The 13,319-nt window shown below is 38.7% G+C and carries 9 protein-coding genes; 3 read left to right on the top strand and 6 right to left on the bottom strand.

What is annotated here, in order from left to right; translation table 11 throughout:
• Nucleotide 1: 1 nt before the first annotated feature.
• From EV145_RS19275 to EV145_RS19280, 3 genes are all read right to left on the bottom strand, one after another.
• Nucleotides 2–1,621, bottom strand: a complete 1,620-nt coding sequence (locus EV145_RS19275) for a VPA1262 family N-terminal domain-containing protein (protein WP_133526821.1) — start codon at nt 1,619–1,621, stop codon at nt 2–4.
• A gap of 360 nt (nt 1,622–1,981) precedes the next feature.
• Nucleotides 1,982–2,158 (bottom strand): hypothetical protein, encoded by a 177-nt coding sequence (locus EV145_RS22485; RefSeq protein ID WP_166638490.1) that lies wholly within the window; start codon nt 2,156–2,158, stop codon nt 1,982–1,984.
• Nucleotides 2,159–2,199: 41 nt separating this feature from the next.
• Entirely contained in the window at nt 2,200–2,442 is a 243-nt protein-coding gene (locus EV145_RS19280) for a helix-turn-helix domain-containing protein (protein ID WP_133526822.1), read from the bottom strand.
• Nucleotides 2,443–2,965: 523 nt separating this feature from the next.
• On the opposite strand from EV145_RS19280, the gene EV145_RS19285 reads away from it, so the two are divergent.
• From EV145_RS19285 to EV145_RS19295, 3 genes are read left to right on the top strand one after another with little or no spacing between them, the layout of a single operon-like run.
• Complete coding sequence (locus tag EV145_RS19285) at nt 2,966–5,986, top strand: SusC/RagA family TonB-linked outer membrane protein (protein ID WP_133526823.1); 3,021 nt, start codon at nt 2,966–2,968, stop codon at nt 5,984–5,986.
• Nucleotides 5,987–5,996: 10 nt separating this feature from the next.
• Nucleotides 5,997–7,385, top strand: coding sequence for a RagB/SusD family nutrient uptake outer membrane protein (locus tag EV145_RS19290; RefSeq protein WP_133526824.1), 1,389 nt, complete (start codon nt 5,997–5,999; stop codon nt 7,383–7,385).
• A 6-nt stretch (nt 7,386–7,391) separates the two neighbouring features.
• Entirely contained in the window at nt 7,392–10,055 is a 2,664-nt protein-coding gene (locus tag EV145_RS19295; protein WP_133526825.1) for an alpha/beta hydrolase family protein, read from the top strand.
• A gap of 74 nt (nt 10,056–10,129) precedes the next feature.
• Here EV145_RS19295 and EV145_RS19300 read toward each other — a convergent pair whose 3' ends face one another.
• The 3 genes from EV145_RS19300 to EV145_RS19310 form a co-directional block, all read right to left on the bottom strand.
• On the bottom strand, nt 10,130–10,402 hold the full coding sequence (locus tag EV145_RS19300; protein ID WP_133526826.1) for a DUF6520 family protein: 273 nt from the start codon (nt 10,400–10,402) through the stop codon (nt 10,130–10,132).
• Between the two features lie 91 nt (nt 10,403–10,493).
• Complete coding sequence (locus tag EV145_RS19305; RefSeq protein WP_133526827.1) at nt 10,494–12,017, bottom strand: DoxX family protein; 1,524 nt, start codon at nt 12,015–12,017, stop codon at nt 10,494–10,496.
• A gap of 235 nt (nt 12,018–12,252) precedes the next feature.
• Nucleotides 12,253–13,314, bottom strand: coding sequence for a DUF932 domain-containing protein (locus EV145_RS19310; RefSeq protein ID WP_133526828.1), 1,062 nt, complete (start codon nt 13,312–13,314; stop codon nt 12,253–12,255).
• Nucleotides 13,315–13,319 lie beyond the last annotated feature (5 nt).

Genomic DNA, 13,319 nt, shown 5'->3' on the forward strand with positions numbered 1-13,319 from the left:
TTTAATCTTCTCCTTTAATTATAAAATCCTTCAGATAGGGACAATTTTTGTCTGCCCACCACTCTTCTGCCTGCTCAATCATCTTTATGGGTGTTGGAACTTTAATTATGGTAGTAGCTCGCGAACCAAATTCGTTTAATGAACTTCCTAAAAGATAAACATCATCATCAATAACAATATAGCGGTCATGAAGCGGGCTTTTTTTGCCTTTTAAGACCTTACATTCAATTTTTTGCGATCGATATGCCGTCTTAAAATTCTCTATATTCTCATTTAATAGCTCAGCATTGGTTTTAACATTTTTTGTTTCTATGGAAGATTTAGTAAAAAAGAGACAGAACTTTTGAAATCTATTTTTCTTAGCCGGCAGTATCGTTTCCACCCTCATCTTTAATACCACCGCAGATGAAATTATTCTAACAGGAATTGAAATGTTCTCAATGGTGAATGCATATGGCAAATCTGATGGTCCAAAATAGGGATCAAGTATGATGCAGCGCTCATTGGCCTTATTTAGTAATTCTCTGACCGTGGATTGAGCTTTGGCTTTAGAGGTTTCAAGATTTGGAAAGAAAATAAACTCTTTATTGGATTCAAGTTCTTCAAATCTTCTGCTATTTAAAGCATTTCGCAGATAGCGGGCTGTAGAAAGATCAAATTTTCCGATGGTACTTTTTGAAACCCTACTGGTTTTAGGAACTGAATAAACTTCTATCCCTTTTTCAGTTTCTACATTTAGATTTACTATACTTTCCTGAATGCTCATGTTAATTTGAATATTGCACCACTTCCCATAAAATTTCTCTATCAATTGTCCTGATGGATCGTAAATTCTTTTATTTAAACCATCCGGAAAATAAGGCAATGCAATTCTTTGATCAGTATCGGTTATAGTCTTTGTAATAGTAAAGCCAATATTTTTCGATCGTTCTTCTTCCAGTACTATTGTACATCCAATAATGGACTTACCTGTTCTTTCATGAAATGAAATAAGAAGTTCCTTTTCTTTATCTACAAGTGAACTATCCCATTTACGTAAAAAGGGGTTTGCCGCGCAAAGATATACATTACCAATATGCTCAGCAATCGCAGAGAGATCGTATCCCAGATATCCAGTGGAAATTTTCGTTAGTTTTTCTAATAATTTTTTATCGTAGGACTGCAACCACTCCTTATCAGTGTTTAATTTTGACCAGACCCTTAGGCAAGTATTTCTTTTAGGTAAAATTCTTCCAAGTGTTTTTTCATCTTTGGAATCAATTAGTACATTAAAATAATTTGGTGGCTCCTGCTCTAATAAAAACGGAATTTCTATATCGACATTTAAAGTGTCATAGTGTAAATTTAATCCTTCTTCTATTTTTTCATATTTAGCGATTGCTTCCTCAACTGGTAAAGCAATTAACCTTGTAATGTGTACAGTGTAAATATCATCAACTGCCTCTCTTTTCATATAGTAATTGGACTTATCTCCAATCATTAATGAAGGCTGTTGTTCTGTTGGTACTAATTCAAATACGGTTAAAAGGTTCGTTTTTTTTTTGGTCTTCCTGTTAAACAGAAAAATACTGGTTATTTCGGCACTTTCATATTCTAAAGAAATATCTTTTAAATGACTCATTAATTATCTTATAAATATTTATAGTTTTTTTCTGTTAGCAAAAGCTTCGATTCAACATATTGATGTCATAAACATATAAAAACGCTTTTGCTTTATTTTACTGTTTTTCGTAGCAGTATCTTTTTAGTCTGCAAATTAATCCTTTTTGATAAATAAAAGATTACAGTATAAATATCTGGTTTTACTTAATCTTAAATATCAAACATATATAACCATCTTTATTTTATTTTACGATATTCGTACTCATATAGGTTGCAAATAGTTCTTTAATAAAAAAATTAGTCAAGTATAAATACCTGTTTTAAATTTTATTGAGTAAAAAAAAAGATGCCGAAGCATCTTTTTAATTTATACATTTATTTACAATCCTGTATTTTTCTTAAAATCTTGTGCTATTTTAAATAAAACACATGCTTTTACTTCCTCTTTTGTTGTTTCTCCTTGATGGATACATTCTTTAATATACTTTTTAATTTTTTCATTAGGAATCTCATTATTAATCTCAATTGCTAAATCATTAATCTCAACTTCTGTCATATTTATCTAATTTATTAAGATGCCAATGCACCTTTCAATATTTATTCCTCTCCTATATCAAATTTAAAATCAAATAATTCTTTAGGTTCAACATCTAGGCCTTTTGCTATTGAAATTATAGTACCTAAAGACGCTCCATGCTCACCGTTCAGAACTCTATATACACCTTTAGGTTCGATCTTGCCCACAGATGCAACAGTCATAACATCTTTATCATTCTTTTCCATTACCCTTTGTAAATTTTGTCCAAAGGCTATATAATATTTTTTTCTAATCTCCTTCATAGAGTGAAATTGAGATAATTAGAACAAAAAAAATTGTCAAATTTGACAATTTTGTGATTTTTTTCATATATTTGAATTCTAAAAAATTATTTAAAGAAATTTTAAATACTATTTTATTAATTTTGCGACTCTTCAATTAAAAATATTTGAAGCATTCGCTTTGAATCTCGAACAGAAAACTGGCGTTTTTTTAAACCACGAGAGGATAAGTAAGATGCTCACGTCATTGGCGTGGGCTCACTTATTGTGGTTGGTGCCGCCAGTACCTCTGTTCGATAAGCTGAGTTCCATGCTTTTTTTATTATAGCAATCAGACAAAATTCATAGCAAATCTTTCCCTTATTAATTAAATTCTCGCATGTAATGTCGAACCTTTAAAATATTTACATGAAGTAAAAACTTTTAATTATGTTCATTAAGGCTGTCTACTTAATGCATAAAAAATGGCCCTCTATCTCGTCGCCAAACTAATATAGAGGACCGTAGCTAATCAAATCACATTTAACTAACCAATCCCAATATTATGAATTATTTTTCATTTTACAAGGATGGAAGAGCTCTTTATTGCCTAATTTTTCTGGGTATGTTCTTCGCTTTTTCATCATCTATTGCCAGCACAAAACGGCATTTCAGATTTACACCTCAGCAATTTCAGGTAAACGGAACAATAACTGATGGGGCTAGTCCTCTCCCTGGTGTAACTATAGCTATTAAGAATAGATTAAATTCTGCAGCCATTTCGGATTACAGTGGGCAGTATTCAATTACTGCATCCCCCTCCGATACTTTGATTGTATCTTTTATAGGCTTCAAAACAGCTTATATTCCTGTTAAGGGACGCAAAATTGTAGACGTTCAGCTTACTTATGACACAACTACACTACAGGAAGTACGGGTGAATGCGGGCTATTATTCTGTAAAGGAAAGTGAACGCACAGGAAGTATAGCTCGCATAACATCTCAGGATATCGAAATCCAGCCCGTTACAAATGTACTGGCTACCATGCAGGGACGTATGGCCGGAGTCAGCATCACACAGACAACAGGAGTTCCGGGCGGAGGATTTGATATTAAGATCAGGGGGCAGAACAGTCTGCGCAGCGATGCAAATTCTCCTTTATACATTGTAGATGGGGTTCCATATGCTTCCGAGGCTATTGGATTCAATCAGACAACAACGGTATTTCCGACTACCACTAGTCCGCTGAACAGCATCAATCCAGACAATATAGAAAGTATCGAGGTGTTGAAGGATGCCGATGCCACTTCTATTTATGGATCGCGTGGGGCCAATGGAGTGGTATTGATCACAACGAAAAAAGGAAAAGCAGGAAAGACTGTTTTTAATTTTTCAGCTTCAACGGGCGCCGGAAAAGTGACAAAATTTCTGGACCTCATGAATACGTCTCAATATCTGGATATCCGCCGAAAAGCATTTATAAATGACGGGCTCACCCAGTATAATGAATGGGATTACGATGTCAACGGCACATGGGACCAAAACCGTTACACGAACTGGCAGAAGGAGCTTGTTGGTGGAACATCCCAAATCAATGATCTGCAGGGTACAATTTCAGGTGGATCTGAAAACACCACCTTTCTCCTTAGCGGCAGTTACCATACAGAATCGACGGTATTTCAGGGTAATTTTCTATACAAAAAGGGAGGCGCGCAGTTATCACTAAACCATCATTCGCAGGACAATAAGTTCAAAATGAATTTCTCAGCGGGGTTCAACAGTCAGAACAATGATCTTCCAACATCCGATTTTATCTATGAGGCGCGCGCGCTGCCTCCCAACGCACCGGCACTATATGACAGTAATGGAAACCTGAACTGGGAGAACGGGACTTGGGAAAACCCTTTGCGGTATCTGAGTGCAAAATTCGGCTCAAAAACCAATGATCTTATTGCAAACACCGTTATATCCTATGAGCTGGCTCAAGGACTGACTGCTAAAGCTAATATGGGTTTTACCGATCTCAGAACTATTGAGACACGTACCAATCCTTCAACATTGTTTAATCCTGCTTATAATATAACAAGCAAAAGAAGCTCTATTTATGTAAACAATACAGACAGGTCCTCATGGATAATCGAGCCTCAGTTAAGTTATGACAGGGAACTAGGCCCAGGCAAACTTGGTGTTCTTCTTGGATCTACCTTTCAGAGCCAGACCACAACAAGGCTCTATCAGCTAGGAAGCGGTTTCAGTTCCAACAGCCTTATTTATGATTTGTCTGCCGCCACTACCGTAAGGATTCTGAAGGATGATGAAACTGATTACAAATATCAGGCCTTTTTTGGAAGGGTGAATTACAACCTGCTTGAGAAATATATAATAAATGTAACGGCAAGGCGCGATGGATCCAGCAGGTTTGGACCGGGAAACCAGTTTGCAAACTTTGGGGCAGTAGGCGCCGCCTGGCTTTTTTCGCGTGAAAACTTCCTTCAGGACAGTTCCTGGCTGAGTTTCGGGAAATTAAGAACCAGTTATGGAACCACCGGTAACGATCAGATTGGGGACTATCAGTATTTGGATACCTACAGCATAACGGGCGTGAATTACAATGGTACTATCGGGCTTGAGCCCTCAAGATTATTTAACGCAGATTTTGGATGGGAAACCAACAAAAAGCTCGAAGCCGCTCTTGAGCTGGGTTTCCTGAAAGACCGCATTTTTACAACAGTTGCCTGGTATCAGAATCGCTCATCCAACCAACTGGTAGGCATTCCTCTGCCCGGAACAACCGGATTTACCTCGCTACAGTCCAATCTGGATGCCACAGTTGAAAACCGTGGACTGGAACTGACCCTTCGTACATCCAATATTGAGACTGCTCATTTCAAATGGTCTACGAATTTCAACATCTCATTCGCTAAAAACAGACTTGTCAAGTTTCCGGGACTTGAAAGTTCAACCTACCGCCAGTCCTACCGCATCGGCGAGCCATTAAACATTAGACTTTTGTACAATAATCTGGGCGTAGATCCACAGACCGGAGTTTATAAATATGAGGATGTAAACAAAGATGGACGCATTTCATGGCCGGAAGACCAGCAGACTGTTGCCGACCTTAATCCTGAGTACTACGGAGGGCTTCAGAATAATTTACAATACAAAAGATTGACTCTTGATTTCCTGTTCCAGTTTGTAAAACAGAAAAACAGCTCCTACCCAATGGGTTTTGCAGGACAGATGTCCAATCAGCAGGTACGTAAACTAAATAGCTGGCAACAGCCAGGGGACAATTCGCCTTATCCGATGTATACGCAATCCTACAGCAGTGACGCGGCTAATTCCGACTATTTGTTCTCAGACAGTAATGCATCCATAGTTGATGCATCGTTTATCCGTTTCAAAAACATCTCACTGACCTATGATGTGCCGGTTAGCCTAAAGGAGACCCAGCTTAAAATCATGCTTCAGGGACAGAACTTATGGACCATTACCCGATATGAAGATGGTGATCCTGAATTTATCAAGTATGGCTACTTGCCGCCATTAAAGGTGATTACCGCCGGAATTCAATTAATTTTTTAAATAAAAAGCTATGAAAACACTATATTCAAATTCGTTCCTATTCGTATGGCTCGCCCCTTTCCTATTGCTTTTTGGGTCGTGCGATTCGTTTGTCGATGTAGAATTGCCGGGCTCGCAGCTCAGCAGTCCTACAGTTTTTCAAGACTATTCCACTGCAAATGCAGCCCTTACCGATATTTATTCAAAAATCAGGGACAGAGGACTGCTCACTGGCAATGTTTCAGGATTATCAAGCCAGCTTGGCAATTACACCGATGAACTGGTTCCCTATGGGATGCCTTCCAATACAAGTTTCAATTTCTATTACAATACGCTACTTCCAACTACGCCGGAAATGGCTGATTACTGGAATGCCACCTACAATCAGATATATGCAGCCAATGCATTAATTGAAGGGGTAACCGTCAGCACTGGCCTAACACCTGTGCAAAAGGACCAGCTTTCCGGCGAGGCTTTATTCATCAGGGCGCTCTCCCATTTCTACTTGGTGAATCTCTACGGCGATATACCCTATATAACCCACACTGATTATAAATCCAACAGTCTGGTCACAAGAATGCCTGCAGAAAAGGTTTATCAGCAGATTATTTCGGATTTACTGGAGTCAGAGCAGAAACTGGGAACAAATTATAGCAACTCTCAGCGAATCCGTCCAAACCGTTATGTCGTGAAAGCTTTGTTGTCTCGCACTTATCTCTACGCAGGATTGTATGCAGAGGCGGCCAATGAAGCATCTGCCTTACTAAATCAAACAGGCCTGTATCATTTAGAGGATTTAAACAATGTATTTTTAATTCATTCATCCGAAACCATCTGGCAGCTTCAATCTGCCGATGTAGGGCAAAATACTCAGGAAGGGCAGCATTTCATATTTGAATCAGGGCCGCCGCCGTCAGTAGCGCTGAGTCAAAATTTGGTTCAATCTTTTTCTGGAGATGATCAGAGGTTGTCCGCCTGGATCAAATCCGTGAGTGATGGAACCTCAGTATGGTACCATGCATATAAGTACAAAGAACAGGAATATACTCCGGTTTCTATTGAATACTCAGTGGTTTTTCGTCTGGCAGAACAATACCTGATTCGAGCCGAAGCAAGGGCCAATCAGGGAGACCTTATCGGAGCCAAAGAAGACCTGAACAAGATACGAAATCGAGCCGATCTTAAAAATACCATTGCGGTCAGCAAAGAGGAAATTCTACAGGCAATTCTGCTGGAGAGAAAATGGGAACTCTTTACCGAACATGGTCATCGCTTTTTTGACCTAAAGAGATTTGGGGAACTCGACAGTCAGCTGTCACCGGTCAAACCGGGATGGAAAACGACCGCCAGATTATTTCCACTTCCTCAAAGCGAGCTAAGCACTAACCCTAACCTAAGGCCACAAAACGCCGGATATTAAAATAAGATGGAAACAACAATAATAAATAATACTCGTGCCGTCATTTGTCCCTATAAAATGATTGGACGCACCGCTTTAATTTTAGTTTTTAATTTTGTTTTGCAGTTAGTAGCCTGTCCCTCATGGGGGCAGGTCTTGCAGAAAAAAGAACTCACACCTTCAGACTATCATCTATGGAGCCAATTGCACTTGGATAATATAGCTCCAAATGAACAGTGGACAAGCTATAGGCTTTCCTACTCTGATGATAGTGACAGTCTTTTTGTAAGGAACGTAAATTCAAAAACATCATACAGCTTTACAGGGATAGAAACCTCAAAATTTACAGACGACAATTATTTTCTTGCCGGGCATTCAAGCGATCTATACATTTTAAATCTAAAGACAGCCGGAAAAGAGAAAGTTGAAAACATTATACAATACGACTATTCAGAAGCGACTGGATTATTGTTAATTGTGCGCTTAAAAGAGCATAAAAACCTAATGACAATTCGAACTCCTTCTGGAAGGCTCATAAAGGAGATTCCCGATGTCAGCCGTTTTTCTTTAAGCCCGGATGGCAGAAACATCGTATTCGCCTCAAAGGAAAATGATAAAAATGCAGTACGGATTCTGGATTTAAAACAGTTTGATACCGAAAAATGGATCATACTTAATGCAAAAGATCCAATTAAGGGTTTTGCTTGGCAAAAAAAGGGACACTCTGTGGCCTTTTTTTCAAGCAACGAGCAAAAAGAAGTCAATTCAGTGTTTCATTACCTTTTGAAACAGGACAAACTATATGTGCTTAATGCAGGTTCAAAAACAGAGTTTCCCCTCGATAGCTTAAGCATTTTTCGTTCACCGGAATTACACGTTTCTGATGATATGCAGCGCGTATTTTTTAACGTGCTTAGCAACAATATACCCGAAAAGAGTAAATCAGAATCAAATGTGGAAGTCTGGAATGGAAATGATAAATGGCTGTATCTGGATGATGCAAAACATGGAAGATTTGAAACGGCACTTAAAAATGCTGTATGGATCCCGGAACGCAACTTATTCAGACAGCTTTCAACAAATGAACTGCCAATAATAACACTTTCAGGCAATAAGGATTTTGCCATATTATCAAACCCTAAAGATTATGAACCACAACCTGAGTTTGATTCACCTCGTGATTATTATCTGCTCGATTTGAAGACCTTCGAAAAGTCGTTATTTCTGAAAAAAATCGCCAATGAAAGATATAATGTAAATGCATCTCCCGGTGGCAAGTATGTCTCCTATTTCAAGGAAGGTGCCTGGTGGGTATATTCCTTAAAGGATAAAAAGCATACCAACTTAACTCTGAACATTCCAACCAAGTTTACTGCAAGGGAACTATTTTTCACGCGCGAATCAGTCTGCGGAAATCCCGGCTGGACAATAGATGATAAAGAAATTCTGCTTTACGACCAATATGATGTATGGGCGGTTTCACCTGACGGCACCTCCTATAGAAGACTCACAAAGGGCAAGGAATCAAAAATTAAATTTCGGATGGCAGAAGTACCCAACAAATTCCATTACGTATCTATTTATGAAGAGAATCATCTCGAGAGTTATGATTTAGATAAGGAGCTGCTTTTGCGGGCTGTCGGAGAAGACCATAAAAGCGGATTTTTTACCTGGACCAGTAAGAAAAAAGAAAAAAAAATAGTGTATCTGGATTCTTATATCGACCAGCTTTTTTACAGTCCAAAAAGACAGAAATTCTTTTTTAAGGAACAGAAATTCGATCTTTCTCCAAGACTGGTTGAAGCAGATAGATCAGCGCATTATAAACCATTTTTTCAAAGCAATCCACAGCAGCAGAATTATTATTGGGGAAAGTCGGAACTGATCCGTTATCAAAACTCAAAAGGAATTGATCTGCGTGGAGCTCTATTATATCCTGCCAATTACGATCCTACAAAAAAATATCCTATGATTGTCGAGATCTATGAACTCATTTCAAAAGAAATGCATTATTACAAGAATCCAAGCCTTTACAATGAGGATGGATTCAATAGGACCAATTTCAGCGCGGATGGCTATTTTATATTACTGCCTGACATCACACAGGAATACCGGAATGTGGGTACCTCTCTTGTGGACTGCGTAACTTCTGCCGTTGACAAAGTTTTGGAAAGAAATATCATCAATCCCGATAAGATTGGGCTAATTGGATTCTCTTCGGGAGGTTATGAAACCGCGTTCACAATTACGCAAACCAATCGCTTTGCCACTGCAATTGCCGGAGGTACGAATGCTGATCTTCGTAGTTTGTACTTCAGTATCGGAAATGGAACCGGCAAGTCGGAAATGTGGCGTTTCCAAAGCACCTATTGGATGTTGGAGAAGACCCCTTTTCAGGCGCCTGAACTTTATGACGCAAGCTCTCCCTTGTTCCATGTACAGAAAGTTCAAACCCCCTTGCTTCTATGGACAGGAAAGAATGATCCTCAGGTAGATCCGCATCAAAGTATGGCATTCTATCTGGCGCTTCGCAGTTTTAAAAAAAAGGTAATAATGCTCCAGTATCCAAAAGAAACACATGTTATTTCCAATCCTGTAAATCAAAGCGATATAACTAGTCGCATGCACAATTGGTTTGATTTTTTTCTAAAGGATGTTCCGTGTGACTGGGTAGAGAATGGTATAAGATAAATGCTCAACTTTTATGCAAAAAAAGGCCCCTGCAGTTCTTTAAAAAGAACTGCAGGGGCCACTTGCCAAATTACTTAATTTGGGTTTGGTCTGTACAATTCGGTAGGGCAATTATTTCCCACTTTTTCGTAAGCTTGTGGTCCGGTAGCGCCAAATTGACGGCATTTAGGATTATTGCTATTAGTACTGCAATTTACTTCAATGTTACAATCCCCTTCTGCATCAAGAGTGTAACCGATTGGTAAGGCTCTGGAAGCGCTCTGCATTGAAGTAGTTAAAAATGCTCCCGAAATTCCCATTACAACAACTGCAAATGGGACCATGTTTTTTAAAATTAACGTTTTCATGATTTCTAATATTTATATTAAACTTTGATCTACTTTTTTCTACAGGTTTTCGATCTAAATCCTGATACCGGCCGGTATATCATCATCATTTCTAGTCCTCTTTTTCAGAGCTTCGAAATTCATTTTTTAAATTTGATCTTATTTTGTGTACGACTAAATGATTGCCTATCAGAGCATAAAGATGCGTCTTGGTAACATAAAACGACCCAAGTTTTTTGTCCCCGACTCCGTAAACTGAAAAGCTCATTCGATAGGTCCTCTTTTCAATATCATACACATCAATAATTGAAGATTGCTCCCACACTTTTTCCAATTCATATTGCCCTTTTACCTTCGAATGGACAAAAAGCAGATTCTCGCAGATTGCCGAATGCTGGTTTACCATAAGTGCTGGTACAGACATCGTTTTGTCTCCATTTTTCAGATGGGCAATCTTGATTTTTGCTGTTGAATTGGTATCTATTGTATTCCCCCTTGCAAGCACTTTAGCCTCTCTGTCACCCACAACAAATTCATTTCGGTAATAATAGAGATAGACAGATTTATTTAGTTTTTCTGCGTAAAGCAGCATTCCGTCGGTATCAAAAACACCGTCAATCTGCTTTGTCAAAAACCTCTCATTGTACGAAACTCTGGGAACCGGATTAAAGGAAAACACACCTACTATTTGTGATGAATTCGCTCCGCTGCTTGAACGGAATACAAAACTGGTGGAATCGATCGGAACCGCCACATTAAAATAAGGGGAACCTTTTAGTTCTCTATTTACTATCCAATCAGAAATCGCTCCCCTGAAAATGACAGGAACTGTCCCGTCCATCAGGAAAAAATAATCCCCCTTTATAAGAATCCGTACAAACGAAAAAGGGTTTTTCTTTGGGTCAAATTTGATTTTGACTGAACGGTAATCCTTTAGCTCGCTGGTCATTGAAATCAGATGCAGGGGATTTGAATAATTCCCTAAATAAATCCTGCCCTTTGAATATCCTGCAAAGTAATAGGAGTTGTATTTTAAATCTTTTTCATAAGTCATCATTACAGGATGCTGGGGATATCTTCTCAGGAAAGGATTTTCATTTTCCATGATACTCTCAGATGATAAGAATAGGATCACTACTACGGCAATACTTAAAACAGTTGTCGCTGCAATTTTGATCTTCAGGGATTTTTTATGATTGCCTGTGTATTCATCAATCTTCTTGTCTTGAAGTACAATGGCTAATACTGCAAAAACCACAAAGATCAAATTAAAAGCAAGATGGGTATTCCATCCCATCTTTTCCAAAATCCCACCGCAGGAGCAAGGAATAAAGGAACTGAAATTTAGTATGATAAATATATATGCGGTAAACATTACCATCATGGTCAGTGCAGCAAACAATCCAATTTTCCGGCATTTCGGAATACATAATAAAATAGAAATGACAATCTCGATTGCCGGTACAGACCACGAAATCCACCAGGCATGAACACTTAAAAGTGGCGACTGGCCGAGCTGAATCTGAAAATTTTCAAAATCCAGTATCTTGGCCACTGTGGCATAAACAAAAAGAAGCACATACAGCAGGCTGATGATTTCAATTATACTATTTCTTATTTGAGGTTTGAGATTCATAGCGGTCAGTTGGTTAGAATTGGAAACGTTAAATGACTCTAAAAGAACATAAACAAATGTAAATCAACACTTTCACACAAATCCTATCCAAATCAGGCAAAAATTCTTCCAAAAGAGATATAATGCATACAACATTCTAAAATAATACCGCGCTGTAAATCGGCTAGATTTGCAGCGCGGCCGGCATTAAAAATACAGGCAGCCTAAAACTGCCTGTATCCAACTTCAAATAAAATCAATTGTGCACTACATAAGAACTAAAGCCCTTAACAGCAAAATCAAGGCATAAGTCAAAAGCTGCCTGACCTCTTAGCTGCGCCGTTCCTCCCATTAAAATAGAAGATACTTTTGCCTCATCATTCTTATACTTTCTCACATTCTGAAAATACCCCGTTACGCCGTTGTAAGCACCGAATACCGTTCCTTTAGTGGTATCAGTAAGCTGTGTTGGATGGCTCATTGCATATTCAAAGGCATTATCTACCATATTATTAAAGCAGGCTGACAATTCCTCGTTTCTTCCTTCCTTTAGTATTTTCAATACTTCCCTGCCTGGTGCCATAGCATACTGGATTAGCTTTTTAACTTCCTTGTCAGAGATACGGGTCTTTGTCCAATAATTAAAAACCGCTTCAAAACTGCTGGATAATGTATCTGAAATACCCATTACTTTATGTGCCTGCTCAAGGCGGTCTTTAGCATTTGAAGTATGACGGATGCGCACCGTATTGGTTTTTGACTGCATAGCAGCATTAAGTGTATTGGCGCATACTATGCGGATTGGTGTAAAAGCTGCCGTAATACTACCACTTCCGTCATGGGAGGTAGTCAGGAAAAGATACTTCTCAATCAGATCTTCTTTTCCTACGCGGATGTAATCAGGAAGTTTTGCCGTGATAAAGATTTTCTCACCGTTGCCAAACGCGCCAGCGGTCTCATACATTATGCCGTCTCCCCCAACTATACTGTCAAAAAAAGAAAAAGCATCCCTGTTCTGTACAATATGGTAATCCTTGCCTACTACCCCCAGCACCGTATCATTATCGGTACGCACTGTACTGCAGTAGTCTGGAATGTCAAGCTTTCCTGCAGTAATAAAGTCCTGCGTTACAATTGGAGAGGAAGGTGTAAAAAGCCTTCTTTTCTCCACTTCAAAATCCAATCCTGCATGCGCTATTGCTGCCGCGCTTGTAGGGTATTCTTCCACAATCTGCCCGAGATTATGCCATGCTTTTTCCTTTACACTGAAAAAACTGTGCTTCTGGGTCTGTTCATTATAATAAATATTATGTCCCATGATTT

The organism is Flavobacterium sp. 245, from assembly GCF_004362055.1.
GTDB lineage: Bacteria > Bacteroidota > Bacteroidia > Flavobacteriales > Flavobacteriaceae > Flavobacterium.

What these genes read in the sequence shown, in the direction of transcription:
- EV145_RS19305 (WP_133526827.1), bottom strand. Translation starts at nt 12,017, where the DNA reads ATGAATCTCAAACCTCAAATAAGAAATAGTATAATTGAAATCATCAGC.
- EV145_RS19280 (WP_133526822.1), bottom strand. Translation starts at nt 2,442, where the DNA reads ATGAAGGAGATTAGAAAAAAATATTATATAGCCTTTGGACAAAATTTA.
- EV145_RS19290 (WP_133526824.1), top strand. Translation starts at nt 5,997, where the DNA reads ATGAAAACACTATATTCAAATTCGTTCCTATTCGTATGGCTCGCCCCT.
- EV145_RS19295 (WP_133526825.1), top strand. Translation starts at nt 7,392, where the DNA reads ATGGAAACAACAATAATAAATAATACTCGTGCCGTCATTTGTCCCTAT.
- EV145_RS19310 (WP_133526828.1), bottom strand. Translation starts at nt 13,314, where the DNA reads ATGGGACATAATATTTATTATAATGAACAGACCCAGAAGCACAGTTTT.
- EV145_RS19300 (WP_133526826.1), bottom strand. Translation starts at nt 10,402, where the DNA reads ATGAAAACGTTAATTTTAAAAAACATGGTCCCATTTGCAGTTGTTGTA.
- EV145_RS19285 (WP_133526823.1), top strand. Translation starts at nt 2,966, where the DNA reads ATGAATTATTTTTCATTTTACAAGGATGGAAGAGCTCTTTATTGCCTA.
- EV145_RS22485 (WP_166638490.1), bottom strand. Translation starts at nt 2,158, where the DNA reads ATGACAGAAGTTGAGATTAATGATTTAGCAATTGAGATTAATAATGAG.
- EV145_RS19275 (WP_133526821.1), bottom strand. Translation starts at nt 1,621, where the DNA reads ATGAGTCATTTAAAAGATATTTCTTTAGAATATGAAAGTGCCGAAATA.